The organism is Flavobacterium calami, from assembly GCF_038290035.1.
Lineage (GTDB): Bacteria > Bacteroidota > Bacteroidia > Flavobacteriales > Flavobacteriaceae > Flavobacterium > Flavobacterium calami.
Window position 1 is genome coordinate 32,797 of record NZ_JBBYHS010000018.1, and the last position, 26,980, is coordinate 59,776.

The following is a 26,980-nucleotide window of genomic DNA, read 5'->3' on the forward strand; positions in this document are numbered from 1 at the left end:
AGAGATATTAAATGCTATTTGTCAACGTTTTATCCAAAGACCAGTAACCGCTACCTTTGATAAACAGAAAAACACTTCCGAGCAGCATTGCCCAGTCTGTTCTGCTTTCGTGAAGCAATTCCCAAAAACCTTTTTCCAGATAGATTGTAAATTTGGTGGTAGCTAGTGCCACAAGCATAATTATAATCAATGGAATGCTTGCCAGTCGGGTTAACAAACCAAGAAGAATTAACGAGCCACAAATGATTTCAAATGTACCTGTCAGATTGCCTAAGAAATCAGGTGAGGGCAAACCGATTTTCTCAAAACGCCCGGTTCCACGAAGGGCTGGGAATAAAAATTTCTGGATTCCTTCAGATAAAAATACTACTCCGACAATCAGACGGATTAAAATTGTAGTTTTAGATGAATCGGTGGTTATTATTTGATTTCTCATAATTTGTTGGTTTGGGTTAAATGTAAGCAAACATCCCAATATTCAGATGATTAGGGAGTAGGAATTTAGAAAAAAAGAAGTTTTAAATCGGATAAATTAATCCATAAAAAAAACAGCCTCAATAAATTTCTTTAAATGAGGCTGTTTTTGAAAGTTATAAAGCTTTTTAGTTTTTAATAAATTTGATAGCATTGCCGCCATTCAATTTTAAGAAGTATGCTCCGTTAGTTAAACTTTGGATATTGATTTTTGTATTGTTATCTATTGTTCCGCTTTTTACTTCAGAACCAGAAACATTATATATTTTGTAATTTTCTGTTTTGGTTAATGCAGAAATCTGAATAAAATCGGATGAAGGGTTTGGGTATAATTGTAACCCATTATTTGTTCCGTTAAACTTATCTGTTGACAATGTTAATGTACTTCCTGTCCAGTTTGAAGATGTACCGGTTAAAGCAAAATTATAAAGTGTTCCATTGTTAGAACCCAGTTCATCAATCAGGTTAGTTTCTGATGTGTTGCTTCCATTGGCAGTTCCCTGATTGAATTTATAGTAAGAAGCTAAACCTGTCTGTGGCAAAGTCAGTCTGACAGATTTGTTGGAATCGATTTCAGTTGCTGTTCTGGCGGTATTCCAAATACGTACTTCGGCAATATCCACATTCAGGTATCTATTATCGATATATGCAGCACCTATATATATATTAGGATTTGAATTCAAAACCACAGAACTAGGAACGTTTAATTGATTATCCAAAACACCGTCAACATAAAGAGCAGCTCCAACATTAGCATCTCTAACCAAGGCAACATGATGCCAGTTTCCATCAAGAAGATTAATATTACCGTTTACGGTTTGATTAAGGCTTCCGTCCCAAAAACTTAATTTATTGTTTAGAACAGAGAAAGCAAAATCATTGGCATAACCTCCCACATCAGAATCCATGATTCCGGCTCCTTGATAAGCTACAGACCCTGTAGGTGAATTGCTCAATAGTTTAATGTTGGCTTCTAATGTAAATGATTTTGTTGTGACATTTTTAATCACAACAAAATCATTTACACCGTCAAAATTTAGAGCGTTAGTTGACTGTGCATTTAGGGTTGTAGACAGCAACATAAGAAAGGATACTAAAATGTAATTTTGTTTCATAGATTTAGGCTTTTAATATTTAATAGAATTGATATAATTTACTTTTTGAACGCTTTTTTTAATTTTCAAACATAAAAATCCTTACAGATTATTCAGGTTTTTGACCATCGGATCTGGATTATGACAAGGATAAATGAATTATGAATAACGTATTTTTACCGAGCGAAAATACGACTTAAAATAGTATATAATCAAGAAAATAACTGCGAAATCAGAAATATTTTTGCGTTTTGGGTACTGATTTTAAGATTATTCTTAGGTTTTTATCTTTTTAATAATAAAAGCTATAAGAGAAGTATTTGTCAATTTTGATTTAAGGATTGTAATACGTTTTACAACTATCCTTTTTTAAATTTTTTGAGTATTTCTATGATTTCACGAACCAAATCTTTTTTGATGGTTAATGAATTAATTAAGTTGGGAAATTTTACTATTTAAAAAAGCTGGGCTTACAAAATAACGTGAACGATAAATGGTGCAAACTTCAAAAAAATGCAATTGTTTTTGAATTATGATTATATCTTTTACTATATTATTCGTATTTGAATTATGTTTTTAATTAAAGTCGAAAATATTTAAAGTTATTTTATATTCATTTAAATTAACGGTATTTGAAGCTTAATGCAGACTAATGACTTTTGTGATTTTCCATTCGTTGTTTTCTTTTTTCCAAATAATGGTAAACCTGCCAATTTTTGAAACACTGTTTGGTTCTTCTTTATTTTGAAATTTATGAAAGCCGATTTCTACAGCACCGTAATCTTTTATAGGATAAACTTCGATACTGCCTTTTACGAGTTCTCGGGTTACTTTTCCGCAGACATTTTTTTCGGTTGCTGAAACGATTTCGTTCTTAGAATTCATAAAACCGCCTTTATCATGAAAAAATTCTATATTTTCAGAAAAAAACGAACTGTATTTTTCAAGATTTACGTCGCAGGTATTATAAGCACCAAAAAAAGCACTGTCAAGACCGACAATAGTTTCGTATAAAGCGGGATCGTCTGGTATATAATTCTCTGTGATTCTGTATTTGGTTTTGGTCGAACAGCTTAAAAATGCTAACGCTGTGAAAATAAAAAGGATAGAGACTGCTGGTTTCATATCATAAGTTTGAATTACACAAACGAAGTTATGAAAAAAAGGTAAATTTATTACTAATGGTACATTGACTAAAATTGATTAAAAATGAATTATTTATATTTTAGTGTCATCATAAACCGAGTTGAAACCTTAACGTTTCATAAGCCTTCGACTCCGTTCAGGATGACACTTATAATATAGTAATATCACAAAACAGCAGTTTTTCTTTTTTTAATGATTTCCAAAAAAGCTAAGCATACTTTCCAAAGCATTTTCTGAATGCATTCGTTCACCATTTTCAAGAGATTCCCGGGCTATTTCTGAAGCTCTTAAAAGCATATTCTTTTCGTAAGCAGTAATAGCTTCATACATCGTTTTATCTGATGCTAAAAGTTCACTCAGTTCCAAAGCATCACGCATGGCCATGTTTACGCCTTCGCCTGCAAATGGGGGCATTACGTGTGCTGCATCTCCAAGCATTGTTACATTTGGCAGAGCTTTCCAGCTTTGGTCCAATGGCATGCAATAAATAGGGCGGGGGATAAATGGTATTGTTGCTCCTTCAAACAATTCGTGCCAGATTGTGCTCCATTCCGGATACTCTTCTTTAAACCAGTTTAATAATTGCGATTTATCAGAGTAATCCAAACCACTCTGTTCGGCCCATTTTTCATCTGTTTTGAAACTTGCGTAGAAACCAATTTCATCATCACCTTTTTGACCCATTAAAAGGTCTTTATTCTTTCCGAAAGCCATTATTTTTCCGCCACGAAGTAAAGAATTCATTTTTGGTGCTGTTGCCGACGCATTATAAATAGTGCCTTCAAGCATTGTAATTCCCGAGTAAAACGCTTTGATGTCTGTAATGTAAGGGCGTATTTTTGAATTAGCTCCGTCAGCTGCAACAACCAGATCTGCATATTCTGAATTTCCGTTTTTGAAATGAATCAGCCAGCCTTCTTTTTGTGGTTCCATCGAAGCAAAATGGCTGTCCCAAATAACTGTTTCGGACTGTAATGAATCTAATAATATTTTGCGTAAAGCGCCTCTGCTTATTTCCGGACGAAAATATTCATATCCAAAATTTTCTTCGGTTTTTGTATCGTGATCGCTGAACAAAACTTCTCCCTTTTCGTTCATAATTTGCATTCGGTCTGCACCGGGCATGTAGTTTTTTTTGAATTCATTCAGTAACCCCGCTTTGTTAATGGCTGCAAGTCCGGAATCTTCGTGCAGATCGAGCGGGGAACCCTGAACACGTGCATCTTTGTTGATGTCTCTTTCAAATACTTTTACACTTAATCCTTTTAATTCAAGAAGTCTGGCCAGTGTCAATCCGCCTGGACCTCCTCCGATAATGGCAATTTTTTTATTTTCTAAAAGCATAATTTTAAATTTTATGCCGCAAAATTATTTCTTGTGATAGACTAAAAATTGTAAAAAACGGTCATTTTGATTTTTGAATAATTCTTTGGGAGAAACACCAGAAAGTTTTTTGATTTCCTTTATAAAATGGGATTGATCTGTAAAATTAAGCTGTGGGGAAAGTTTGCCGTCTTTAATATGATGAAGAGAAGCCTGAAAACGCAGAATATTACAATAGGTTTTTAGTGAGATTCCCAATTGTTGATTAAAATAACGATTGATTTGTCTTTCGCTCCACGAAACTTTTTCAGATAATTCTTTGATGTTTATTTCGCCATCAGCAGCAAAAATTAATTCAAAGAGTTTGTGTTTTCGCAAATCAGTTTCTTTAGGCAAAAGTGATTTGATTTTTCGGGAAGCTTTTTGACTGAATTCCTCAAAATTATCAAGGTCGTTTATATTAAAACCCCAAAAATCATTTGGCAGTTCTTTTCCGCTGTCAACCAATTGAGCAATCGATTCATGAAAAATATATTCTAAAGCAAGCGGATTGAAACTAACAGCAAAAAACATTTCAATATTTGTTTTGGGCATTGTCTTCGGCTTGGTTTCAAGTCCCATCAACATAATCTGGAACTGATTATCAGTTGTTTTACATAACAGTAAATCAATTTTTCCGTTTGGAATAATGACACCTTCCTGAAATCCTGACAGATTTTGCAGAGAAGAAAAACAATACACAAAATCTGCAAGCTCAGAATCAGGCTGGATAAGATTATATACAAGTGGATTGTTCATTTTTGAGCTGTTTTGAATAAATGAAGACTGGATTTTGTTTACTTAATTTCAAATTGCTTCACCATCCAGTGATTGGAATGATTTTTAACCAAATCATTTTTAATGTCAGGATTTTGTGTGTTCAGATATTTATAAACCTTAAGCGGAACAGAATCTGGATAGACTGTTAAACCATTATTTATAGTCTTTAAGGCTTCAGCAGACTCATTATTTGAGTTGAATGCCTCGGTTTTATAAATGTACACGATTGCCGGAACTTTGTTATAGACCGTTTTAAATTCAGTTTCCAAATCATTCATTAAATCAACCTGAAATTTTGCATTTGACATTTTTCCAACTGCAGCGGTTTGTGTTATATGGTCCTGATAAATCATGAACATTACCAGCAGATGGTAATTGCTGGCTTTTGGATTTTGATATAGTTTTTCAAATTTTGTTGAAACTTCAGGATTCAGCTCACCCAAATCCGATTGTAAAACCTGGTTATAAAACTCCTGAAGCAAATCAAAAACAGCTTTGTCCTGAGAGTCAGTTTTAGTTTCTTTTTTTAATTGGGCGATGTATTTTTTATAATCTACAGGTTCTTGTGCTGTTATATTTATTGAAATAAAAAATAAAATGATAAGGCTTAGTTTTTTCATTGGATAATTTTGGGCGGGAATGTTTTTTAAAATTTGGTATTAATATTTTTTACAACGATGTATTTGGACATTTTTTCAGATAGCCAGGCAGTAAATTTGCTTTTGTTTTTAAATCCGAAAATATGGATGTCTGGAACAATTTGTTCAAAATGAGCATTTCTGTCCAAACCATATTCTCCTGGAAATAAAATTAAAGTCTAATTATTTGATGTGTCAATGCCTACTTATTTGCTTTCACTGTATAATAGTCATCAAAACGAGTATAGATATGTGTTTCTTCTAGCACTCCTTTATCATATATTTCCACTTTTGTCCTGTCTCCTGTTTTTCGGTCATAAAAGATTATTTCAGTCAGTCTTTTTTTGCGGTCAAATAATTCAGTTTTATGATTCCTGCCATCTTCCATATAATGAATCGATTTCAAGTTTCCGTTACTTTTATAAGAATAACTTTTTACGTTATAGAAATCTCCTCTTTTATAAGTTTGACCTTCGTAGATATATTCATTAGTATATTTTCCTTCAGTAACTAACTGCTGCTTATTGTTGTAAATAAAATAATAAGCCTCATTTATGGGATTTATTAATTCATAAAATGTTTGCAGTTCGGGATAGCTGCAAGGGCGGGTTATCATTTCTTCTTTTCTTTTAAAAACAGCTGTATCATTTTGTGAAACCCATAAAGTATCTGTTTCTGAGGTATTTGTTTTGTGTTTTATTTTTGAAATAATACTATTTTCTTTTTCAGAAGAATGCTTTTTAGTTGTAAAATTACAGCTGATTGCACTAAAAAATAATAATAAAATAAAGGGAATTATTTTCATTATACTCATTTTTTTAAGATGACATTTCAATAGAAAGGTTATAATTATCAGAATTATTTTTAAGACCGTTTGTACTCCATATTGTACATATCAAAACCAGGAGCCCAATAATCTTTTTTAATTTCGAAAAGTTCAAAGCCTTGTTTTTCATAAAATTTATAAGCTACTTGTGAGGTTCTGACAGTAATCCTCTGAATAGTTTCAATTGAATTAAGTTTGTCGATTCTGTGCTTAAGCAGTTTTGTTCCTAAAGATTTCCCCTGATAATCCGGGTGAAATATATCCCAGCTAATTTTTCCAATGGTTTTGTTATCGGCAAAGTTGATTCCGCCACAGCCTACAATTTTTTCGTCATAAAGTAAAACGTAATAAAGTTCTCTTTCGGTCTCTAAATAGCTTTTCAGGTCTTCCTCTTCCTCTTCGGCAAAGAATTCTGGTATATTTAGTTTTATTAAATTTATAACCTCATCTTTATCGTTGGTTTCGTATTCTCTTATTGTAATTAAGCTTGTCATTTTACTATGTTTTATTTTATCGGAATCAAAGATGTAACTCTCTTGTTAGCTGCATTTTTTTATTTGCGTCTTTCAAATAGCCATTTTGGAATTTCCTCGGTTATTAAAAACGGAATGACAATGTTATTATGATTTAGATTGCTTAAAGTTGTAAAAATCAAATTTTTGTTTGAAGATAATTTATTAAACAATTCAACACTTCCGATATAAGGATTCTCGTCATCTTTTTCCCCATGAATCAGCCATATATTTTTTCTGCTTAATTTTTTAAGACTTGAAAAATCAGGAACAGCAGCAACAGAAACGGTTGCAGCAAATTTTTCTGGCGCAATATTTAACAAATTTTGTGCAGTAGAACCACCCATAGAATAACCAACTAAATAAATCCTGTTTTTATCAATGTCCGGATATTCTTTTTCAACATTTTGAATTAATTCCAGTAAAGCAAAAACATCCTGCGAAGGTTTTGAAATTTGAACACCATCACTGTTTTTTTCATAATTTGAAGAGCGAGTGTTGAATTGCGGAGCCATTACGTAACATTGATATTTAGTGTAAATTTCTGGTCTCAGCCAAATTTTTGCAAAAGGTTCAAGTTGATTTTCATTATCATTTCCAATTCGGCTGGAGTTGTGAAAAGTAATTACTAAAGGATATTTTTTATTAATACTATCTTTTTTTGGCGTTAGAAGCCTGTAAGGAATTTGTGTATTTTCTTTAGTAAATATTTTTTTTAGAAAGGCATCCGTATTTAGACTATTTACTATTTTTCGATTATTTACGAAAGTTAAACTATCAACAGTTGTATCCCGGAACTCTTTTTTCTGTGCAAAAGTCCAATTTGCAGTTAAAAGTCCAAAAAGTAACATTAGAATTTGTTGTAAATTTATTTTAGACATAAAGCTTTTATAGAATTGGGACTAATTAGTTTATAGTGATAACGAAATTATTATTACAAATAGAAAAGACAATATATTTTACATCAGTGTATAATTTTTGATATAGGTTTTCCAATCTACTCCAAAAGGAATTTTTATGAAGTTGCCTTCTGGTGAAATCAATATTTTGGTTGGATATCCGGATACTTCAAATGCATCATTGGTTTGCTTGTCAATCTCGCTTACCGGAAATGTGTATTTATTATCGTTCATGAAGGCCAATAAATTTTGAGAGCCATAGGAAAAGCTATAAATCCTTAATTTTGAATCCTTATTACTGCTGTTTGTTGTAAAAAGAGATTGCAATTCTGGTAATTCTTTTCTACATGGACCACACCAGGTTCCCCAGACATCAATATAAATCCAGTTCTTTGGTTTCTCTGTTAAGTTTAGTTCTTCATTTTCATATTTTATTTTAACCTTAGGAACAGGGTTGCCCATTTTATGAACATAAGCTGTCCAGTAATCAGAAAAAGACAAATCAGAGTTTGATTTCTCGTAAAATTCACGCAATGACTTTAGGTTCACATCAGATGGATTCCCAAATGTGATATTACTTAATAAGACTAATGCTTCAGCATTTCGATTGTTCTCAACCAGATATTTTTGATATTTTGACTGAAATCCAAATTCTCTTGTATTACCGGTTAAAAGAGCAGCATCATAAAAATAAGCACTTTTTCGAAGCCTGTCATTTTGGTCGGGACTGTAATCTGAAGCTTTTTTCAAGTATTCTTCTTTAGGATCAATACGATATAAATAATTGTAACTGTAGGCTAATAAATATCTGTGCCAGGCTCTTTTTTCTTCATCCGATCTCTCTGTCTTGATTTTAACTATATAAGGATATGATTCTAAATTGGTTATATTTTTGTTTAATATTTTTGCTATGCCTTTATTATCGATAGCCTTCTTTTGTTCTAATTCCTGTAATATCAAAAGAGTATATCTTTCGGTTCTCGAATCATAATTTGTACTGTCTTTTAGAATACCATTAAGATCCTTTAAAATCCCCTTAAAATCATTTTCGTTAGTTGCCTCCATCGATTTACTCCACAGATAAATTGGAGCTACGATCGTATTAATTTTATTGTTGTTCTTTAAAATTAATTGTTCCAGATATTGTTGCGCATATAATCTTGGAGCATTCTGTATTTGTTGGGAAAGTGTATTGTGAATCCTGTCAATAAACATTTGAGGAGATAAGTGATATAGTTCAACAGAAGATTCAACTGCCGTTTTTGTTTCGCCATTTCGCCATAAATCACTAAGAGAATTGGTTAAAGTAAATGCTTTTTCAGGAATTTGTCCCGCACATAGGCTCAAAAAAGAAAGACCGATGGCGAATGTCATCAATAATTTGTTCATAAGGGTTTGGTTTTGTAGTTAGCGGTAATGAATAGGACTAATAGAAATAGCTAATCAGAAATAGCCTGAATCTGATAATTGACTTATTTATACTTCTCAAATATAGAAAATAATAGTTGTAAACCTACAAATAAACAAATTTAAAGTCTTGTGAACTTTTGTCAGGATGAGACAGTATTGGGTTCATGGTCGTAACTCCCGCACTAATGAGGGAGACTTTTGAGAGATTTAGGATTTATAACAGCATTAAAAAAATTGCGCAAAGTCAACCTAATTGTTTATGAAAACAGGATAAAGAGTTTGAAACGCGGCTTTTCAGATAAATTGCCTATAAATTAGGTTTATAAGAAACTTTTGTTTAAATATCCGCGTTACAAACGCTACAATTTATCTTTTAATTTATGCAGGCACTCGTTGCAAACGAGCGCCAGAGGGAACTTTTATTCAATACCAGGGCAATATCCCATATAATTTACTTCATATAAAATAACTCTTCTTTTTTTCTCAGTCAAATCAAGAATATAAAACACTTTATTTTGTGTTAAAATTTCACAATTTATTTTTTCATTATCGTATTGGTTTATCAAATCAGGTGATATTATTTTATCTTTATTTTTTTTCAAAAATCTTTTATTAACTATTTTTCTTTCTGATCTAACGTTAATATCTTTTTTTTCCCAACCTTTAAATTCTAAATGAAAAAACGAAAGATAAATACTATCTAATGTGAAAGCGAAAGATTTTTCTTTAAAATCAGTTGGGATTATGCGAGTTTGAATATCATTTTTTTTTTCATTTGCTTTTCCATGATAAGGAATATAAATAGTATCTAGTTTTTTTAAGTACTCAAAATCCTGACCAAAAACATTTGTTGAAATAATAAATAAAATGATTAAATAAATAACATTTTTCATCTTAATTTTTTTTATCAAGCCAAGTACGGCCATATTTAACATATAATTCCAATTTGTTTAAAGCATCAGAACCTACTTGAAAATCCGTTTTGTATGAAGTTGCTTCACTTAAGCCTTCTAAGCTTATAGATTCGAAATAATGTTGCCAATTCCAAGGTTCAGATGTTGATTGGTCTTTTTTTGTATAAACAGTTAACGATTCCACCTCTATTCTCCCTGCAGGATAGGTTAGAAAATCTCTTGATTCGGTTAATATTTTTGTAATAGTTGGAATCATATTATTGTACATAAAATCATGTTGCTCTTTACCAACAGGATATTTTTTATTAAGAAGACTTGCAATATCAGTAGGTCCCACAATAGGATTATTGGCTATTGTATATAAGTAAGCATGAATAAATTCGTGCAAAACAGTTTTTGCATTTTCAATCTTTGTTTGTTTCATGCTGCTATTGTTGAGTATTTTTTTATTGATTTTAATCAAAATATAAGGTAAATTAGGATCGTAAGTTGTGTTGGCATTTATTTCTTTAGTTGGGTTATCAGAGTCATAAACAGCATCTGCAAGCTCAAATTTTACATTAAATCTTTTACTATTGCCAAACATAGAAACAAATAGATTCTTAAATTCAGGAGCCAGAGTGAGATAACATGCGGGAGCGGGGGCTAGATAATAAATTTAGTTTTTATTATGATATAGTAATATTAGAATCTTTTTTGAGGTATAAAAAATTCTGGTTTTCAAAAGCCCGCACGAAAGGATTCGTGCGGGAGCAGTAAGAGATTCCATTTATTACTCATAAACTGGGCAATGATATATTAAATAAACTTTGTATAATACAATTTTTTCTTTTTTACTTTCATGTAAATCGATGATATAAAGTGTTTTATGGCCTGATAATAGGTCGCAGGCAATATATTGATTTTCAAATTTTTTTAAAAAATTAAAATCAATTGTACTTTTTTTATATTTTTTTAAAAATGCTTTATCTTCAATTCTAGGAAGAAATGAATTTCCGTTTTCTGAAAGTGGATTTTTATAATCCGGTTTTTCAAAAAGAAGATATTCTTTTTCTTTCTTTTTCAAGTAGAAGCGATAATCTCTATAATTACTTGTATAGATATTTTTTTTTAAGTTCTTTTTTTTCGTAAACGAAATATAAATCGTATCAAGTTTTTTTATGTAATCAATATCTTGGCAAAATCCAAAATTTGAAATGAGAAATAGAATAATTAACTTTTTCATATTTTATTATCTTTTAATTATTATTTATCCAATTCATTATGCCCATATTCTATATATTTGCTTAAGAGATTCCACTGATCAGAATTTTTAGGAAAATCTACTTTAAAACAATTAGCTTCGTTCAATCCATTTAAACTAAGATATTTATAATATTCATTCCAAATCCAAGATGTTGAAGTTAATGGATTTGTTGTTGGATGCATAGTTACTTCATTTTCTAAAACATTTCTACCTCTTTGAGTTGTCACCAGATCTCTAATTTCTCCAAGTATTTTCTGCATAGTAGGAATCATATCATTGTACATAAAATCATGCTGTTTGTTACCAACCGGATATTTTTTATTAAGAAGACTTGCAATATCTGTAGGACCCACAATAGGATTATTGGCTATTGTATATAAATAAGCATGAATAAATTCGTGCAAAACAGTTTTTGCATTTTCAATCTTTGTTTGTTTCATGCTGCTATTGTTGAGTATTTTTTTATTGATTTTAATCAAAATATAAGGTAAATTAGGATCGTAAGTTGTGTTGGCATTTATTTCTTTAGTTGGGTTATCAGAGTCATAAACAGCATCTGCAAGCTCAAATTTAACGTTATGCCTGTAATTACCACTAAACAAATCGCCAAACATAGAAACAAATAAATTCTTAAATTCAGGAGATTTTAGTAGTGCATCGTAAATTTCGTTAAACTTTTGTCCTTCTGGTGTATCATTTGTTATTGCAGATCGGTCAATATTATACGGAGAAAAATAAGAAGCCCTTACATCAAAAAGTAAATTAGGATTTAGACTCATTTGATTCAAGATTTGCAAAGGGAACGATTTTGATTCAAGATTTAGTTCTGTGCCTAATTTAATGATTTCAAAAGCATTTCGATTTGCGTTTGTTACAGTAGGGTTGCTATTTACATAATTTAGTAATGCAGTTGCGACGTGGTCTTTGCCATGCAGCCATTGCCATTGTTCAACAGTCATAGGTAATTTTATACGCAACATCCTAAGTGCTTCGGGTTCTGCATTAAGCGTTATAAAACCTACAGGACGCAGGTCATCGCAAGGAGTTCCTTTTTGTGTATGATTGGGGCGTTCAGAAGGTGGGTAATAGTGCGTGCCGCAATTACCGCAGGAACAGCAGCCTAAATCAGTAGTACTGCCGCCGGTGGTATCTCCTGATTCATTCGGCGGGTAGTAAGTCCATGTAACCGGACCATAAGAATAGCCATTATCAATATAAGGATTATCACTGCCACTACCACCGCCTGGGTAAGCGCCAGCTGTACCGGATAAATCAATAAATGAAGAAGCTGAAGGAACAGGATCCCCGTTTGGATAAATCAATTGAAGGCAGGGATCTTTTGAGGTTGTCTTGCCGGTGAGTGATGTTTTATTAAAAAAAGCACTGGCTCTGTATAAGTCAACTCTTCCTTTAAAATATTTAAAAGAATACAGGTTGTTTTTGTACGCCTCAAAGTTCTCAGGATTGCAGGTGTATTTTTCAACAAAAATATTTTGCGTTTTGTCCGGTAAAATATTTACGATAAGATTATAAGTGATGTTAGCAGGAGTATCACTAAACGAAAACCGGATACTGTAGTTTTTATTAGAAAGTGTATCCACAACTTCAATTATATTGTTTGTTTCAAAAACTGCTTCAGTACTTCCACCAGCTGATTTGTTGGTTTTAAATTTACCGGTTTTAATATTGCCAAAATTTTGATTTATAATAGCATCAACTTCAGGTATGTCGTTTAATGAGACAGTTTTGGCTTCAAATGGTGCTTTCTTTTGTAAAGCATTTTCATAAAGTTCATTCTGACAGCCGGAAATGGTCAATAATGCTAAAAATAGTAAAAAACGGATGTATTTCATAATAGTAAGATTTGGTTTGTAAAAATAAATAAAACAGGTGTAATGTGGAAAAATATTACAAATAAAAAAACTCCATAAAAAAAGTGCCATAAAACCTAAGTCTTACAGCACTTTCGAACAAATCAATAATTAATTAAAGCGTACAGGTTATTCGTTTACAACATCGCCTTCTTTTATTTCTTCGCTGGCGATTTTTACCAATTTGTCTTTCGGGTTCAGGTCTCCGAATATTTCGATTTTATCCTCGATTTCCCTTCCTTTTTTTACGTCTACTCTTGTCGCTTTGTGATTGACTACTTTAATGACAAACATCCCTTCGGCAGAACTCACCAAAGCCGATTTTGGCACTACAAATGTGCTGTCTTTTGCGTTAAGCGGCAATAGCACTTCGGCTACCATTCCGGGTAATAAATTTCCTTTGGTGTTGTGAACGTCCATTTCGACTCTTTCAGAACGTAATTTCAAATCCAAAGCGCCGGACATTCTGGTGATTGTGGCTTTAAAAGTTTCCGGCAATGATTTTACATTAAAACTCATTTCGTCGCCATTGTGTAAATACCCGGTGTACAATTCGGGAACAGAAACCGCCAGACGCAATTTGTTTTGCTGCTGAATCGTCAATAATGGCGAACTTGAAGTGGGACCAACAAAAGTTCCTAAATTCACGTTTCTTGCCGCTACGACACCATCAAACGGAGCACGAATTTCAAGATAACTTCTCATGATTTTTACCTCTTTATGAGCTGCAATCGCTGCCTGATATTGTGCGTAATCCGAATTTTTCTTTCCACTTGCCATTTCCAGATCATTTTTAGAAATCGTTCCTTCGACCTTGCTCGTTTCGTACAAACGGTTATAGGTGCTTTTACTGGTGGCGTAAATTGCTTCCATGGATTTCAGTCTTGATTCGGCTGCAGCCAGTTGAGAACTGATTTCCGGTGCTTCCAAAACAATCAAAAGCTGTCCTTTGGTTACTTTTGAGCCAATATCTACTTTGAGCGTTTTTACGAAACTGCTCACTTTGGCATACAAATCTACCTGTTGGAAACCTGTTAATTCGGCCGGTAAACGCAATTCGGTAGTTAGTTTTTCTTTTTCCAGAAGAAAGGTTTCCGTTTTCGGTTCGATTGCTGCCGTAACAACTTCTTCCTTTTTAGAATTACAGCTGTTCAGGAAAAATAGTGCTGCAAAAAACAGCGCGGTTGGTTGGAGTATTTTAGTCTTCATTTTATGATTTTATATAAAATATGATATAATGTCTTATTGAATAAACAGGCGGAAAGGATAAAAGTCTGTAGAGTACTTGCACGACCAATTGGCTTTGGGCTTTGGGCCTTGGGCTTTATGACTTTCGACTTTCGACTTTGGACTTTCAAACTTTATGACTTATTTAACGATGAAATATAATGAATGCTTTCTTCGTCTTCAGGATCGAGGGAAACAGATTGTGTCGTGGTATGTTCCTGTGCCCAGGCGAAAATCAACGGTAAAATTAATAATACTGCAAAGGTCGAAAACAATAATCCCCCAATTACGGCTCTTCCCAACGGAGAAACCTGATCGCCTCCTTCGCCATGACCAATTGCCATTGGCAGCATTCCGGCAATCATCGCCACCGAAGTCATGATAATCGGACGAAGACGCAGTGCCGCCGCTTCACGGGCCGACTCTAAAGCGTTTCCGTTTATTTTTCGTAACTGTTCGGCATTGGTAACCAGTAAAACGGCGTTTGCAATCGAAACCCCAACCGACATGATGATTCCCATGTACGATTGTAAATTCAGCGTTGAACCTGTAATGGTCAGCATCAAAAGTGCCCCCAAAACTACCGCCGGAACTGTGGTTAAAATAACCAGCGAAACTTTGAACGACTGGAAATTAGCGGCCAACATTAAGAAGATTACAAAGATGGCAACCAATAATCCTACTTGTAAACTACTTAATGTTTCCTCCAATACTTTACTCAGTCCAATTGGCGTGACAAATAAGCCACGTGGTAATTCGCCTAATGAACTGATTGTTGCATTAACATCTTTCGCTGCCGTCCCCAAATCGGTTTGATTGATGTTTGCTGTAACCGTAATGTATGGCATTGCCCCTAAATTGTCATTTTCACCGCTCACAAAGCCGGGTGTAATTTTTGCAACGTCACTCAAAACAGGACGAAGCGAGTTTTTTAATACCGGAATTTCGCCGATATCGGTTTTGCTTTTCATTTGGTTTAACGGAACCTGAACCTGAACGTTTACAGATAAGCCGGTTCGTTCGTCAATCCACGTATTTTTTTCGGTATATCGCGATGATGATGTCGAAGCAATCAGCGAACGCGAAATGTCATTCATGTCCACGCCGAGTTCGGCAGCACGGGTTCTGTCAATATCGATGTTCATCGCCGGATAATGAATCGGCTGACCGATCTGTACATCACGGAAATACTCTATTTTCTGTAATTTTTCAACGATTTGATTGGCATAGGTTTCATTTCGTTTTTTGTCTTTTCCTGCAATTCGGATTTCGATTGGAGTAGGAGAGCCCTGACTCAAAACCTTATCCGTTAATTCGATAGGTTCAAAAGTCAGTTTTACATCAGGCAGCACCTTTTTGATTCTCGCCCTGAACTCATCTTTAAATTCATCCATATCAGCATGGTAATCCTTTAAACTCACCTGAAAAACAGCTTCATGCGAGCCTGCCATGAACAAATAAATCGGGTTAATAGAAAACAACGATGGGTGCTGCCCTACATATACAGAAGATATTCCGATGTGTTCATTGCCGACCATTTTCTTCAGTTCTTTCAGTACCAAAATGGCTTTTTCTTCGGTACGTTCCAAACGGGTTCCGTCGGGAGCGCGCATTCTCAATTGAAACTGACTCGAATTTACTTTCGGAAAAACATCTTTTCCGATGAACGAAATAAATACAATAGCAAGTGTCGTAGCCAGAACCAAATACGTCAAAGCTGCTGCTTTTTTGTAAGGGAACAATCGTTCCAGTGTTCGCATAAAACGCATTCTGAAACGCTCGAAAGCACTGATTTTTCCGTTTCCATCCGTATCTGTTCTTTCCACATAATCCTTTTTCTGAGTAATCAGTTGTTTCTCTGATTCCGGTGTTAATCCGCAGGCGTTAAATTCGGCTTCATCGTCTGTAATTTCAGGTGTATGATCGTGTTTCGGATGCGCTTTCATTAACCAGTTTGCCATTACTGGTACAAAAGTCTGAGACAATAGAAACGAAATAACCATCGAGAATCCAATCGCCAAAGCCAATGGCAGGAACAAAGCTCCCGGAATTCCGACCATTGTAAAGGCTGGTGCAAAAACCGCCAAAATACAAAGCAGAATCAATAATTTAGGCAAAGCAATTTCCTGACAGGCGTCCCAAATCGCGAGTGCTTTTGGTTTGCCCATATCGAGATGCTGGTGAATATTTTCTATCGTTACGGTACTTTCATCCACCAGAATTCCAATCGCCAGCGCCAGTCCGCTTAAAGACATTAAATTGATGGTCTGTCCGAATAATTTCAGGAATAAAACGCCCGAAATAATCGAAATTGGAATCGTTAAAATTACAATCAAAGCTGCACGACGGTCGCCAAGGAAAAGTAAAACCATCAAACCTGTTAAAACCGCTCCGATGATTCCCTCGGTAATCAAACTTTTAACCGAGTTGATTACATAAACCGACTGGTCAAATTCGTATGATAATTGTACGTCTTCAGGAAGTGTGCTCTGGATTTTAGGCAATTCAGCTTTTAATTTCTGAACCACATCCCAGGTCGAAGCGTCTCCGGCTTTTGCAATACTGATATAAACCGAACGTTTTCCGTTTACCAAAGCGTATCCGTTGGTCACATCGGCACCATCTTTTACAGTGGCAACGTCACCTAATTTAAGATTCTGAACTCCACCTTTAAACAACGGAATCTGTTCAAAATCCTTAATTTCCTTAATCGTATTATTGGTAGGCGAAATGTAATTGATATCGCCAATTCTCACGTTTCCTGATGGTGCTGTCTGGTTGTTGATACGAATGGCTTCTACAATCTGATCGGGCGTCATATTGTGTGAACGAAGCAAATCGGGATCTACGTTAACCTCTACTGTTCTTGGGCTTCCGCCAAAGGGAGCCGGAGATAATAAACCCGGAATTGAGGTAAACGACGCACGTACATACACGTTCGCCAAATCCTGCAATTCGTTGTTCGAACGTATTTTACTGCTCAAAACCAATTGCCCAATCGGGAGTGACGAAGCGTCAAAACGAATGATAAACGGAGGCTGCGTCCCCGGAGGAAATGCCGCCTGAATTCGGTTCGAAAGTGAACTCAGTTCGGCGGCAGCCTGAGCCATGTTGGTGTTTTCATAATAGGTTAATTTCATAATCATTAACCCCTGAATATTTTTGGTTTCAACCGATTTTACCCCATTGGCAAAAGGAAGAATGTTCACGTAATTTTTAGCAAAATAAGCCTCCATCTGATCCGGAGTATAGCCTCCAAACGGATGAGCAATATAAATTACAGGCAAATTCATTTTCGGAAGAATATCTACCTTGATGTCTTTGATGGCACCAATTCCGAAGAAAAATAAACCGGCCACCAATACTAATATGGAGATGGGTTTGCGGAGTGCAAAACGTATTAAATTCATTAGGTGCTATAATTAAAATTCATTTATAAATAAGTCAAAATTGCCTGTTGCGGCTACTTTTAGCAAATACGATTGCCATACATTATTATTGACGATATCACGATCGATTTCGGCACGATTCAGTGTGTAAATTGTCTGGGTCAGATCGGTCAGGTCTGTTAATCCATTTTTGTATAATGTCGATTTTTGCAGATATGCTCTTTGTGCCGCATTTACCTGAATTGGCGCCTCGGCGTAATTCTCCAACGTGATTTTTATTTTATCATCCGCAAAATTAAGCTGTGACTTCAATTCCCTGTCGGCCTGATTGTATTCTTCCTGTAAAGCCTGAGAAACAAATTTTTGGGAACTTACCTGTTTGCTCATTCGGAAAGGTGTGGTCAGATTCCATGTAATTCCAACTCCAATCAAATAATTGGTACGATCCGGATTTACGCCATCCCAGTAATTTCGGTTAAAAGCGGTCTGATCTGTAGCGTAAGACGAATCAAATCCTGAAGCCCGGGTTTGTAAAACACCAAACGCACTCATCGTAGGATAATAAAAACGTTTGTACAATTTGACCTGCTGGTTGCTGTAATCTATTCTCGTTTTATACAATTGCAATAACGGGTGAAGACTGTCTGTGGAAGCACTACTTTTGATAAGCTCTTTTGGAATCTGCGTAACAAAAAGGGTATCAGTAACAAAATCCTGAGGTGCAACGCCCATTAAATCGACCAGTTTGTTATTTTGCTCCTTAACGAAATTCCGGGCAAGGTTTAGTGCCATTTTAGCTTTTGAAACTTCTGCTGTAGCCAAAGTAGAATCCACTCCGGCGAGTAATCCGTTTTTAACTCGTGCAACTGCTGTCTTTTTAAATACTTCGGCACGGTTTAAATTCTTTTGCTGTGAAATCAGTAATCTTTGGCTTGCCAGTAAATTGAGATAAGCGGCTGAGATTTTAATTTCCAATTGGAATTTCTCCTGGTTCAGATCTTTTTCTTTGGCTTGAACATCAATTTTAGACAGGTTGATTTTTTCTTTGGCTTTTCCGAAAGTGAAAAAATCCCAGTTCATATTCACTAAATAAAGTGCACCAAAAGCGGAGTTCCAGTTTTGTTCCGGAAGCGGCAATCCTGACGAAGCAACGCCCAGACCTCCAAAACCATATAATGGCCCGTTTTGTCCGTTTACGGTTCCGTAGTCCTGTTGCGCTGATAAATTAAGGTTGGGCAGGTAATCACGTCGTGATTGTTTAAGGCTCTCCTGCGAAGCATTGATGTAGTTGTTTTTTGCTCTGACTGAACCGTAATTTTCAAGCCCGGTTTTTATTGCATCTTTTAAAGACAGGGTCTGAGAATGACTGTTTAGGGCAAAAATCAGGAAAAATAATAAGGTAATTTTTTTGAAATACATAAACCCAAGTGTGAAATTATGCCTCAAATTTATTTCTGAAATCAGAATAAAAACCTTTATAAATGATGTACTTCACTAATAAATGACGAATTGAATTTGTCATTTTTTGGAAAAAATAATTAAATATTTGTTCGTACTTTGTAAACTATTTAAGTGCAGAAGATGAATAAAAAGCTAAGTAACATGATGGAAAACAAGTGGTGGCAGGAGATTGCCGTCGTTCTTTTTTCATTCACGGTTTATACCCTAAAAAATGACTGGATGCTTTTCAGTTCCTTCACTTCAATTTTAATGGGTATTTTTTTCTACTGTATTTTATACATGCATGCCCAGTTCAACAGGTTTTTTATACTTCCGATTTTATTCAAAAGCAAAAGACCGGTAACCTATGTTTTTTTAACACTTTTAGGGGTCTTTCTTTTTTCAATTGTTTTATATCAGATTACGACTTTAAGCATGTATGCGAACTGTCGTTTGTATCAAAATTCACATCAGCGCAGCTATATCTATCAGCTGGCTAGTGTTTTGGGGACTTTGGTTTGTATTTTGAGTCCGATTATAGTTTTTAAATTTTACAGAATCAATAAAAAACAGACAGACGAAACACTGCTTTTCAACCAAATGCAGCTGAATTCACTGAAAGGACAGCTGAACCCACATTTTTTATTCAACACTTTTAATACGCTTTACGGAATCAGTCTGGAATTTCCTGAAAGAACGCCTGATCTGATTATGAAAGTATCACAGCTGATGCGTTACCAGTTAGAAAGCAACAACAAGCAATCTGTTTCTCTGGAAGATGAATTGGAGTTTATAAACAGTTACATCCAACTCGAAAAAGAACGTGTCGGGTATCGCTGTGATATTACATACGATTGTAAAATTGACAACGAAAACGCCTATAAAGTATCACCAATGCTGCTAATTGCCTTTATAGAAAATGCGTTCAAGCACGGAACCTGTGCGATAGAAAAATGTTATGTACGTATTATTATTACAGTCGAAAACGGACTGCTGCATCTGCATGTAGTCAACTCTATTCCGAAGAAAACGGATGTGGTTTCTACTAAAATTGGTTTAAAAAATACGATTGAAAGACTGAATCTGATTTATGGAAAAGAGTATAAATTAGATATTCAGGAGGATAAAAATACGTATATCGCAGATTTGAAAATACAACTGAAAAAGTTTGTATAATGAAGGAAACTAAAAAATGCATTATCGTTGATGATGAGCCGGCAGCACATTATGTTTTGGCCAATTACATCAAACAGAATCCACAGCTTGAACTTGTTTTTCAGGGCTATAATGGCGTTGAAGCGATGGATTATCTCCGCGAAAACAAAGTTGATCTGATGTTTCTGGATATCAATATGCCGGAGATTTCAGGAATGGAATTGCTCAAGATTATTCCAACGCATCCCAAAACGATTTTAACCACCGCTTATTCTGAATTTGCACTCGAAAGTTATGACTACGGCGTGATTGATTATTTGTTGAAACCCATTTATTTTCCAAGGTTTTTAAAAGCTATTGATCGTTTTTTTGCAACAGAAAATGTAAAAACCAGAGAAGAAGAAATCGTTAATTCTGTTAGCGTAAAAGTCGATGGTTATTTTATGGATATCGAATTAGACCAGCTTTTGTTCGCACAAAGTTTTGGTAATTACGTAAAACTGCACACTTCAAAAAGAACTTATCTGGCTTCAATTACTACTACAGAGTTAGAAAAATGCCTTCCTGAAAAGAACTTCATGCGTATCCATAAATCATATATCGTAGCATTGGATAAAGTGGATGAAAGCGAAAAAGATTTTGTGGTGATAAAAAATGAAAAACTTCCGGTTGGAATTACCTACCGAAGAGAATTGACAGACAGACTCAAAAATAAAGACAATATATAAAAATTCAGAAATAAGTGCTTACTAATTCAGTTATTTCAAAAAGAAGCCTGACAGGATTAATTTTCTGCAGGCTTTTTTGATTCTGATTTTATTTCAGATTAGTTAACGGCTAACTTTTCTTTCCAAACAGAAAGGTTTACTCCTTTAAAAATTAGCCACAAGCTTAAGGCTAATTCTGCGATAAGGCAAGGCAGCAATAATACAATGCTAGAAAGTTGCGGAAAAAGAATTAACGCAAAACTGTTTAGAAGATAACAAAATCCGGCGATTGACATCAGCATTCCGAATACTTTAGGGAAATATCCGGATTTGTAAATTAAATACCCTTCGATAAGACATACAAAACCAAAAAAGATCAATCCAACCCCGAAGCCAAAGTCGTGCAATTTTATAGAAAGATAAGATAATGTATGCAATTGATCCGGACTAAAGGATTTTAAATAACCAGCATCTCCCAAAAAGAAAAGCGCTGCCAGTAGATTTAATTTGTTGGCAACTAAAACAGCAGTCTGAATCAGATTAAAAGACAAATTAAGGAGGGCGAGTTTTTTGCTTACAGGCCTAAGCAAATAATAAAGAATTATCATGACGGGCAGATCACAAATCTGCATAATCAAATCTGCGGTAATGCCAATTTTCCATAAAAAATCAGAATGTATAATGTTGTTTGCAGTAGCGGTTGCATCTCCATAAACAACTAGTTTATTTCGGACAAAGGTTTCAGCAAAAGCACCGGCTATGATGATGAGTAAATAAAATAACCCTGCGATTCGGGCATAAAGTTGTGGAGAATTTTCAAATTTTGTATTGTCTTTCATAGGCGATGATTTGGTTTGAAAATTAGACGGGCAGTACATTAAAAAGTTACTTGTTTTATCAATTAAAAATCATATTATTTTTAATGCAAACTGAAAATTTCAAGGAAACTTCATTTTAAATTCATTTATAAGTAGTAAATTTAGTATAGTTTTTTGAACTTGTTAAATTTTTAATGATAGAAAAAATGAAAAAAATATCTGTAATTTTAGCTTTGTTCGGCTTTAGTTTTTTACTTGCTCAGGAAGGTACGAATATGAAAAAAACAGTAACTCCTCCTGAAGTGGTAAAAGTTGCTTTTGAAAAAGAATACCCCGGAAAAATACCGGTCTGGTCTGAAGAATATGTTGGCGATGATAATGATGAACTTCGCTATGAGGCGAAATATAATGTAAACAAGACAACAAAAGCACTGGCGGTTTATGATAATTTAGGAAATATGAAAGCGTATGAGCTACAGATTCCGTTAAGTAAACTGCCGGTAAAAGCACAGACTTACCTGAAGAAAAATTATCCGTCAAAAGCAATAAAAGAAATTGCGGTAGTAGTGGATGATAAAAACAAAACGACTTATGAGGTTGGAGTCGAAAAAGATTCAAAGTTTTACGATCTCATTTTTGATAAAAGCGGAGGATTCGATGTCAGTATCGAAAAAAATTAAAATTTGCTTACTTACTAATTCAGATATTGAAACGACAAACCCGATAGTTTTGGCTTATCGGGTTTTGTTTTTGGATTAATTTTTTTAGGTATAATTAATTTTAACACATAGAAGCATAGTTTTTGTAAACGTAAAAGACATTTCACTTATTTAAAAAACGCATAGCTATGTGTTGAGAAATGAGTTTCTCTTTTTAACCTTTTCAAAAAAGAAAAACCTATGTTTCTATGTGTTGAAAAATAGATTGAATTTCTAAAATATTATAAAAATATTCCTCCAGAAACCTCAATGCGCTGCCCATTTACCCAGCGGGATTCTTCAGAACATAAAAAGGCAACTACACCGCCAATATCATCCGGTAAACCAACTCTTCCTAAAGCCGTTAAACCGGCAATCATTTTGTTTATTTCATCATTGTCACGAACAGCCCCGCCTCCAAAATCGGTTTCAATTGCACCCGGAGCCACAATGTTAACTCTTATTTTTCTTTCACCTAGTTCTTTCGCCTGGTATTGTGTCAAAGTTTCAATAGCGCCTTTCATCGAAGCGTAAGCTGCGTAACCCGGGAATGAAAATCTGGCCAGACCACTTGAAATATTTACAATTCCGCCACCATCGTTTAGTATGGGCAATGCTTTTTGGGTTAAAAAGAAAGGGCCTTTAAAATGAATATTAGTAAGCTGGTCAAATTCGGCCTCAGTGGTTTCTGCAAATGAATTATGAATTCCGATTCCGGCATTGTTTACCAAAAAGTCGAATTTATCTGTTTTGAAAATATTTTTTAAAGAGTTAGAAACTTCTTCTAAAAAAGAATCAAAAGTACTGGACTCCGCAACGTTTAACTGAATTGCGTCTGCTCTCTGGCCTAAGTTTTCAATTTCTTTTACTACCTCTTCAGCTTCGTCTTTTTTGCTGTGGTAGGTAATAATTACATCAATTCCTTTTTTTGCAATTGCAATAGCCATATTTTTTCCTAAGCCTCTGCTTCCGCCTGTAACTAAGGCGATTTTTGTATTTACTGCCATTTTATTTTTGATTAAATTAATAAACCAAAGGTAGGAGTGAAGCATTGTTCGGAATTTGTAAATATCAAACCGATGTTTGCGAAATTCAAATATCAATGACAATGGCAATGGCAATGACAATAACAATAACAATTTCAAAAATCAATTTCAATGTCAATAACAATTTCGATAACAATTTCAATTCAAAAATTAATATCAATTTCAACTCAAACTCAAACTCAAACTGGGAACTTTGAACTTTAAACCTGAAACTTTAAACCTGAAACCTGAAACTTGAAACTTGAAACTTTTAAATTAACCTCTAAAAGCTATAGGCGTAAATGAAGTTTGTTTTTTAAAGAAGTTCGAAAAATGTGCCAGTTCTTCAAAACCAAGCGAATAGGCAATTTCAGAAATATTCCAGTTGGTTTGTCTTAAAAGAATTTTGGCTTCGCTGGTTAATCTGCTGCTGATTAATTCGGTTGTGGTTTTTCCGCTATTTTCCTTTAAAACCTTGTTTAAATGATTGACGTGAACTGAGAGCCTTTCTGCGAAATCTTTGGCAGTTCTTAATTCTAAACGCTGATGAGGTGATTCAATCGGGAATTGTCTTTCTAATAATTCGGCAAATAAAGATGAAACCCTGGCTGCCGAATTGTGTTTGGAGTACAAAGCTGTGACGGGTTGTAATTTTTGTCCAAAGTGAATTAATTCAGCCACATAATTCCGAATTAAATCATATTTGTAGACATAATCAGAGTTGATTTCTTTTTGTATTTTGCTGAAAATGAATTCAACTTCAGTAATTTGTTCGTCTGAAAGCTGAAAGACAGGAAAACCGTCCGGTGCAAAAATGGGAAGTTCGTTTAAAACAATTCCGCTCTTATTTAGGAATTCATCTGTAAATACACAAAATTGTCCTGTTTGATTTGTATCCTGCGGAATGTAATTATAAGGAATTTTTGGTGTAGCAAATAAAAGAGCCTGTTTGTCAATTTCAATTATTTTATCCGCATATTCAGCTCTGTTTCTGCCTTTAATAAGGCTTATTTTGTAATACGCTCTTCGGTCATAAGGCATAGTACACTTTCCCAAAAGCTCTTTAATATTAAAAACATTAAACTGGCAGATCTCTTTTTGAATGCAGTTATCTAACAGCGAATTGGATTCGCTATTGGTTAATTCTGCAATTTCTTTATAAAATAGTTCGAGGGATTTCATATTTGGTTTATTTGTAAAATTCAAATATACGGAACTAATTATGAATTATAAATTGTTAGTTGTGAATTGTAAAAGGTGAGATGTGAGTTGTAAAATGTAAAATTAATTGCTGCTTACTTTCTAACCTCTAACATTTTACAAAATTAAAACAAACTTCCCTGAACAAATTCAGGCTGTGTATTTCCGTTAAATGTAAAAGTATCAATTACAAAAAACTGTTTTTTGACAGGATCAAGCTCCCGTAAAACAATTTCTTTACACAAAAAATCAATCTCAATAGTTGTAAAAAGCTGTGAAGCTATTTTAAGGTTTTCGGGTGTAAGTTTTCTGCCAATTGACAAATGCGGATCGTCACTTTTTTTGAGTTTTAAAGATTTCAGAGTTTCCTGAATCTTTTTCATGACCGCTTTTAGTTTGTTTTTTGAATCTTCATTAGGCGCAATAAAAAAGGCGCCGCTGTTTTCATAAGAAGAAAAATGGTCCAGATAAACAGGAAAAGGCGTAAAAGTGTCGCAGATTTTAAAAAGCTTTTGTTTAAAAGTATCGATTTGTAAATCATCAATCGTGAATTCGCATATCGTAATATGAGCGGTAGAATTGCAGCTATTGTACCAGTTGATTTTACTTTTCAGATATTCCTTCATTGTTTTTACTGAATCAATAACATCCTGCGAAGGATAAATTGCAACCGAATACTTTTTTTCCATTTTTTAAAGTTCCCCTTTTTTAAACAATCGGTCATAAATTTCAGACTGAAGCAATCCGCTGCCGCCACCAAAATGTTCTATGATTTCAACTCCCGGATGGGCTTTTAAACAAAATGCTGCAAATTCTTTTTCAACATGATCTTCAATCGCTGAACTTAACAAAACAAAATCGACCTTATGCTGTAAAAAATGATCCTTAGCCAATTCTTCATCATTAAACCCAACTGCATTCCAATTTTCATTAGCATTTACCAGCCGAAGCAAAATTTCAAGTATAGGCTGGTTTTTACCCAATATTAAAAAGTCATATTTTTTCATGATGAGATTTTTTACATTACAAAAATAGTTTTTATAAGTCAAAATGATCTTAATCCAGGTTAAGAATGACATTCGATAGAGATAAAAAAATAATGTTTTGAGTTAATCTAATTCCTGTTAAAAATCGAAATTTGATATAGCAAACAAAATCAGTATTAACTAAAAAATCAATATTATGCTACGTTGGACAGTCATTTTTATTATTCTAGCTATAGTAGCCGGAATATTCGGTTTTGGTGGTATAGCTGCCGGAGCTGCAAGTATTGCGAAAGTCTTATTCTTTATATTTATCGTATTATTCCTTTTGTCTTTAATCAGCGGCAGAAGAAAAATTTAGAACGGTATTTTCGAAATAAAGCAAAAAGCGGCACATTTATTTTGGTAAATGTGTCGTTTTCAATTAAAATAAAAATAGAATCATGGGAACAAAAAGCGGTGCTTATCAGGATGTTTACATTAAAAGAGAAGATATAATGGTAAGCTTAAAAAATGACGTGACAGATTTTTGCGAAAAATATATAAAACCTGTTCATCCTGAAAACTGGGACTGGTCGGTTCGCGATTTTGAAAATCCTGAAAATGACCCTACTATCGACGAGGCGAGGGTAATTGCCAGACTTGTTTTTAAAGATTTAAGTGAGGAAAAAAAGACCGATGTCGATCTTTCTACCATGAACAACGTCGAATCGATAAAAGCCTATTTAAATCCGGATAGCAAGTATGAAGCCTTTAATATGGAAGAATTTGCTTTCGCTCTAAAAGTTGAACTGGAACACGGAAAAATTAAGGATGTCAATGTGACCAACAACCATCCTTTTTTAACAGCCATGATTGCGCTCGCACACATGACAGAAAGCCTGACCTATTACAAAAGATTGAAAGTCATGGAAGCTGAAGGTGAAATTTATGAAATCATGCGTAAAATAGAAAGTTCAGACAGTTTTGAAAAAGACAAATGGAAGAAGGAACTGATTAAAGCTCAAGAAGAACTTACAGAAGCAAGAGCAGGTCTGGCGGAACGTCTTGAAAAAATGGATGATATTCCGGCTCTGGAAAAAATTGGGGATTAAGAGTTTTATACTTTCATAAAAAAAACCGTTATCAATTTTGAAACGGTTTTTTTGTGCTTTAATATGAGGGAA

27 protein-coding genes are annotated in these 26,980 nt (G+C 34.2%); 5 read left to right on the forward strand and 22 right to left on the reverse strand.

The window, feature by feature from the left end; genetic code table 11:
• Positions 1 to 7 precede the first annotated feature (7 nt).
• From AAEO57_RS16400 to AAEO57_RS16480, 17 genes are all read right to left on the reverse strand, one after another.
• Positions 8 to 436: a DoxX family protein gene (locus AAEO57_RS16400; RefSeq protein WP_341694116.1), complete on the reverse strand. Its 429-nt coding sequence runs from the start codon at positions 434 to 436 to the stop codon at positions 8 to 10.
• Positions 437 to 602: 166 nt separating this feature from the next.
• Positions 603 to 1,589 carry a LamG-like jellyroll fold domain-containing protein gene (locus AAEO57_RS16405; RefSeq protein WP_341694117.1) on the reverse strand — a complete coding sequence of 329 codons (987 nt, stop codon included), beginning with the start codon at positions 1,587 to 1,589 and terminating at the stop codon, positions 603 to 605.
• Between the two features lie 618 nt (positions 1,590 to 2,207).
• Positions 2,208 to 2,693 carry a nuclear transport factor 2 family protein gene (locus tag AAEO57_RS16410; RefSeq protein WP_341694118.1) on the reverse strand — a complete coding sequence of 162 codons (486 nt, stop codon included), beginning with the start codon at positions 2,691 to 2,693 and terminating at the stop codon, positions 2,208 to 2,210.
• A gap of 210 nt (positions 2,694 to 2,903) precedes the next feature.
• Entirely contained in the window at positions 2,904 to 4,058 is a 1,155-nt protein-coding gene (locus AAEO57_RS16415; RefSeq protein ID WP_341694119.1) for an FAD-dependent oxidoreductase, read from the reverse strand.
• A 24-nt stretch (positions 4,059 to 4,082) separates the two neighbouring features.
• Entirely contained in the window at positions 4,083 to 4,835 is a 753-nt protein-coding gene (locus AAEO57_RS16420) for a helix-turn-helix domain-containing protein (protein WP_341694120.1), read from the reverse strand.
• 38 nt (positions 4,836 to 4,873) lie between these two features.
• Positions 4,874 to 5,476, reverse strand: coding sequence for a hypothetical protein (locus AAEO57_RS16425; RefSeq protein WP_341694121.1), 603 nt, complete (start codon positions 5,474 to 5,476; stop codon positions 4,874 to 4,876).
• A 220-nt stretch (positions 5,477 to 5,696) separates the two neighbouring features.
• Positions 5,697 to 6,299 carry a hypothetical protein gene (locus AAEO57_RS16430; protein ID WP_341694122.1) on the reverse strand — a complete coding sequence of 201 codons (603 nt, stop codon included), beginning with the start codon at positions 6,297 to 6,299 and terminating at the stop codon, positions 5,697 to 5,699.
• A 59-nt stretch (positions 6,300 to 6,358) separates the two neighbouring features.
• The gene (locus tag AAEO57_RS16435) at positions 6,359 to 6,814 is read right to left on the reverse strand and encodes a GNAT family N-acetyltransferase (RefSeq protein ID WP_341694123.1); all 456 of its coding nucleotides are present in this window, start codon (positions 6,812 to 6,814) and stop codon (positions 6,359 to 6,361) included.
• Between the two features lie 59 nt (positions 6,815 to 6,873).
• Positions 6,874 to 7,713: a carboxylesterase family protein gene (locus tag AAEO57_RS16440; protein ID WP_341694124.1), complete on the reverse strand. Its 840-nt coding sequence runs from the start codon at positions 7,711 to 7,713 to the stop codon at positions 6,874 to 6,876.
• Between the two features lie 78 nt (positions 7,714 to 7,791).
• Positions 7,792 to 9,120, reverse strand: coding sequence for a TlpA family protein disulfide reductase (locus tag AAEO57_RS16445; RefSeq protein WP_341694125.1), 1,329 nt, complete (start codon positions 9,118 to 9,120; stop codon positions 7,792 to 7,794).
• A gap of 440 nt (positions 9,121 to 9,560) precedes the next feature.
• On the reverse strand, positions 9,561 to 10,034 hold the full coding sequence (locus AAEO57_RS16450) for a hypothetical protein (RefSeq protein WP_341694126.1): 474 nt from the start codon (positions 10,032 to 10,034) through the stop codon (positions 9,561 to 9,563).
• Position 10,035: 1 nt separating this feature from the next.
• Positions 10,036 to 10,641: a hypothetical protein gene (locus tag AAEO57_RS16455; protein ID WP_341694127.1), complete on the reverse strand. Its 606-nt coding sequence runs from the start codon at positions 10,639 to 10,641 to the stop codon at positions 10,036 to 10,038.
• 186 nt (positions 10,642 to 10,827) lie between these two features.
• Complete coding sequence (locus tag AAEO57_RS16460) at positions 10,828 to 11,280, reverse strand: hypothetical protein (RefSeq protein WP_341694128.1); 453 nt, start codon at positions 11,278 to 11,280, stop codon at positions 10,828 to 10,830.
• A gap of 20 nt (positions 11,281 to 11,300) precedes the next feature.
• Positions 11,301 to 13,154, reverse strand: coding sequence for a hypothetical protein (locus AAEO57_RS16465; RefSeq protein WP_341694129.1), 1,854 nt, complete (start codon positions 13,152 to 13,154; stop codon positions 11,301 to 11,303).
• Positions 13,155 to 13,301: 147 nt separating this feature from the next.
• Positions 13,302 to 14,381 (reverse strand): efflux RND transporter periplasmic adaptor subunit, encoded by a 1,080-nt coding sequence (locus AAEO57_RS16470; RefSeq protein ID WP_341694130.1) that lies wholly within the window; start codon positions 14,379 to 14,381, stop codon positions 13,302 to 13,304.
• A 152-nt stretch (positions 14,382 to 14,533) separates the two neighbouring features.
• A complete protein-coding gene (locus tag AAEO57_RS16475; RefSeq protein WP_341694131.1) occupies positions 14,534 to 17,809 on the reverse strand; it encodes an efflux RND transporter permease subunit in 3,276 nt (1,091 codons plus the stop codon).
• Positions 17,810 to 17,821: 12 nt separating this feature from the next.
• A complete protein-coding gene (locus AAEO57_RS16480) occupies positions 17,822 to 19,207 on the reverse strand; it encodes a TolC family protein (RefSeq protein ID WP_341694132.1) in 1,386 nt (461 codons plus the stop codon).
• A gap of 162 nt (positions 19,208 to 19,369) precedes the next feature.
• Here AAEO57_RS16480 and AAEO57_RS16485 point away from each other — a divergent pair, with 162 nt between their 5' ends.
• Together AAEO57_RS16485 and AAEO57_RS16490 are read left to right on the forward strand one after the other, a co-directional pair.
• Positions 19,370 to 20,404 carry a sensor histidine kinase gene (locus AAEO57_RS16485; protein WP_341694133.1) on the forward strand — a complete coding sequence of 345 codons (1,035 nt, stop codon included), beginning with the start codon at positions 19,370 to 19,372 and terminating at the stop codon, positions 20,402 to 20,404.
• Positions 20,404 to 21,111, forward strand: coding sequence for a LytR/AlgR family response regulator transcription factor (locus AAEO57_RS16490; protein WP_341694134.1), 708 nt, complete (start codon positions 20,404 to 20,406; stop codon positions 21,109 to 21,111). Before AAEO57_RS16485 ends, AAEO57_RS16490 begins: the two co-directional genes overlap by 1 nt.
• Positions 21,112 to 21,209: 98 nt before the next feature.
• On the opposite strand, the gene AAEO57_RS16495 is transcribed toward AAEO57_RS16490, so the two are convergent.
• Positions 21,210 to 21,929 (reverse strand): DUF4386 domain-containing protein, encoded by a 720-nt coding sequence (locus tag AAEO57_RS16495; RefSeq protein ID WP_341694135.1) that lies wholly within the window; start codon positions 21,927 to 21,929, stop codon positions 21,210 to 21,212.
• A 185-nt stretch (positions 21,930 to 22,114) separates the two neighbouring features.
• On the opposite strand from AAEO57_RS16495, the gene AAEO57_RS16500 reads away from it, so the two are divergent.
• Complete coding sequence (locus AAEO57_RS16500; RefSeq protein WP_341694136.1) at positions 22,115 to 22,588, forward strand: hypothetical protein; 474 nt, start codon at positions 22,115 to 22,117, stop codon at positions 22,586 to 22,588.
• Positions 22,589 to 22,848: 260 nt separating this feature from the next.
• On the opposite strand, the gene AAEO57_RS16505 is transcribed toward AAEO57_RS16500, so the two are convergent.
• The 4 genes from AAEO57_RS16505 to AAEO57_RS16520 form a co-directional block, all read right to left on the reverse strand.
• On the reverse strand, positions 22,849 to 23,613 hold the full coding sequence (locus tag AAEO57_RS16505; RefSeq protein WP_341694137.1) for an SDR family NAD(P)-dependent oxidoreductase: 765 nt from the start codon (positions 23,611 to 23,613) through the stop codon (positions 22,849 to 22,851).
• 294 nt (positions 23,614 to 23,907) lie between these two features.
• Positions 23,908 to 24,813 carry a helix-turn-helix domain-containing protein gene (locus tag AAEO57_RS16510; protein ID WP_341694138.1) on the reverse strand — a complete coding sequence of 302 codons (906 nt, stop codon included), beginning with the start codon at positions 24,811 to 24,813 and terminating at the stop codon, positions 23,908 to 23,910.
• Between the two features lie 143 nt (positions 24,814 to 24,956).
• Entirely contained in the window at positions 24,957 to 25,520 is a 564-nt protein-coding gene (locus AAEO57_RS16515; protein WP_341694139.1) for a 2'-5' RNA ligase family protein, read from the reverse strand.
• A gap of 3 nt (positions 25,521 to 25,523) precedes the next feature.
• Complete coding sequence (locus tag AAEO57_RS16520) at positions 25,524 to 25,838, reverse strand: hypothetical protein (protein WP_341694140.1); 315 nt, start codon at positions 25,836 to 25,838, stop codon at positions 25,524 to 25,526.
• A gap of 175 nt (positions 25,839 to 26,013) precedes the next feature.
• Here AAEO57_RS16520 and AAEO57_RS16525 point away from each other — a divergent pair, with 175 nt between their 5' ends.
• Both AAEO57_RS16525 and AAEO57_RS16530 read left to right on the forward strand, forming a co-directional pair.
• Positions 26,014 to 26,175 carry a DUF1328 domain-containing protein gene (locus AAEO57_RS16525; RefSeq protein ID WP_078230027.1) on the forward strand — a complete coding sequence of 54 codons (162 nt, stop codon included), beginning with the start codon at positions 26,014 to 26,016 and terminating at the stop codon, positions 26,173 to 26,175.
• 82 nt (positions 26,176 to 26,257) lie between these two features.
• Complete coding sequence (locus tag AAEO57_RS16530) at positions 26,258 to 26,908, forward strand: DUF5661 family protein (protein WP_341694141.1); 651 nt, start codon at positions 26,258 to 26,260, stop codon at positions 26,906 to 26,908.
• The last annotated feature ends 72 nt before the right edge of the window (positions 26,909 to 26,980 follow it).

Excerpts from the sequence above, each read along its gene's own strand:
- AAEO57_RS16405 (WP_341694117.1), bottom strand. The coding sequence starts at position 1,589 with ATGAAACAAAATTACATTTTAGTATCCTTTCTTATGTTGCTGTCTACA.
- AAEO57_RS16510 (WP_341694138.1), bottom strand. The coding sequence starts at position 24,813 with ATGAAATCCCTCGAACTATTTTATAAAGAAATTGCAGAATTAACCAAT.
- AAEO57_RS16400 (WP_341694116.1), bottom strand. The coding sequence starts at position 436 with ATGAGAAATCAAATAATAACCACCGATTCATCTAAAACTACAATTTTA.
- AAEO57_RS16430 (WP_341694122.1), bottom strand. The coding sequence starts at position 6,299 with ATGAAAATAATTCCCTTTATTTTATTATTATTTTTTAGTGCAATCAGC.
- AAEO57_RS16465 (WP_341694129.1), bottom strand. The coding sequence starts at position 13,154 with ATGAAATACATCCGTTTTTTACTATTTTTAGCATTATTGACCATTTCC.
- AAEO57_RS16490 (WP_341694134.1), top strand. The coding sequence starts at position 20,404 with ATGAAGGAAACTAAAAAATGCATTATCGTTGATGATGAGCCGGCAGCA.
- AAEO57_RS16480 (WP_341694132.1), bottom strand. The coding sequence starts at position 19,207 with ATGTATTTCAAAAAAATTACCTTATTATTTTTCCTGATTTTTGCCCTA.
- AAEO57_RS16475 (WP_341694131.1), bottom strand. The coding sequence starts at position 17,809 with ATGAATTTAATACGTTTTGCACTCCGCAAACCCATCTCCATATTAGTA.
- AAEO57_RS16420 (WP_341694120.1), bottom strand. The coding sequence starts at position 4,835 with ATGAACAATCCACTTGTATATAATCTTATCCAGCCTGATTCTGAGCTT.
- AAEO57_RS16495 (WP_341694135.1), bottom strand. The coding sequence starts at position 21,929 with ATGAAAGACAATACAAAATTTGAAAATTCTCCACAACTTTATGCCCGA.
- AAEO57_RS16445 (WP_341694125.1), bottom strand. The coding sequence starts at position 9,120 with ATGAACAAATTATTGATGACATTCGCCATCGGTCTTTCTTTTTTGAGC.
- AAEO57_RS16425 (WP_341694121.1), bottom strand. The coding sequence starts at position 5,476 with ATGAAAAAACTAAGCCTTATCATTTTATTTTTTATTTCAATAAATATA.
- AAEO57_RS16525 (WP_078230027.1), top strand. The coding sequence starts at position 26,014 with ATGCTACGTTGGACAGTCATTTTTATTATTCTAGCTATAGTAGCCGGA.
- AAEO57_RS16500 (WP_341694136.1), top strand. The coding sequence starts at position 22,115 with ATGAAAAAAATATCTGTAATTTTAGCTTTGTTCGGCTTTAGTTTTTTA.
- AAEO57_RS16520 (WP_341694140.1), bottom strand. The coding sequence starts at position 25,838 with ATGAAAAAATATGACTTTTTAATATTGGGTAAAAACCAGCCTATACTT.
- AAEO57_RS16505 (WP_341694137.1), bottom strand. The coding sequence starts at position 23,613 with ATGGCAGTAAATACAAAAATCGCCTTAGTTACAGGCGGAAGCAGAGGC.
- AAEO57_RS16460 (WP_341694128.1), bottom strand. The coding sequence starts at position 11,280 with ATGAAAAAGTTAATTATTCTATTTCTCATTTCAAATTTTGGATTTTGC.
- AAEO57_RS16435 (WP_341694123.1), bottom strand. The coding sequence starts at position 6,814 with ATGACAAGCTTAATTACAATAAGAGAATACGAAACCAACGATAAAGAT.
- AAEO57_RS16415 (WP_341694119.1), bottom strand. The coding sequence starts at position 4,058 with ATGCTTTTAGAAAATAAAAAAATTGCCATTATCGGAGGAGGTCCAGGC.
- AAEO57_RS16485 (WP_341694133.1), top strand. The coding sequence starts at position 19,370 with ATGAATAAAAAGCTAAGTAACATGATGGAAAACAAGTGGTGGCAGGAG.
- AAEO57_RS16455 (WP_341694127.1), bottom strand. The coding sequence starts at position 10,641 with ATGTTTGGCAATAGTAAAAGATTTAATGTAAAATTTGAGCTTGCAGAT.
- AAEO57_RS16515 (WP_341694139.1), bottom strand. The coding sequence starts at position 25,520 with ATGGAAAAAAAGTATTCGGTTGCAATTTATCCTTCGCAGGATGTTATT.
- AAEO57_RS16470 (WP_341694130.1), bottom strand. The coding sequence starts at position 14,381 with ATGAAGACTAAAATACTCCAACCAACCGCGCTGTTTTTTGCAGCACTA.
- AAEO57_RS16410 (WP_341694118.1), bottom strand. The coding sequence starts at position 2,693 with ATGAAACCAGCAGTCTCTATCCTTTTTATTTTCACAGCGTTAGCATTT.
- AAEO57_RS16450 (WP_341694126.1), bottom strand. The coding sequence starts at position 10,034 with ATGAAAAATGTTATTTATTTAATCATTTTATTTATTATTTCAACAAAT.
- AAEO57_RS16530 (WP_341694141.1), top strand. The coding sequence starts at position 26,258 with ATGGGAACAAAAAGCGGTGCTTATCAGGATGTTTACATTAAAAGAGAA.
- AAEO57_RS16440 (WP_341694124.1), bottom strand. The coding sequence starts at position 7,713 with ATGTCTAAAATAAATTTACAACAAATTCTAATGTTACTTTTTGGACTT.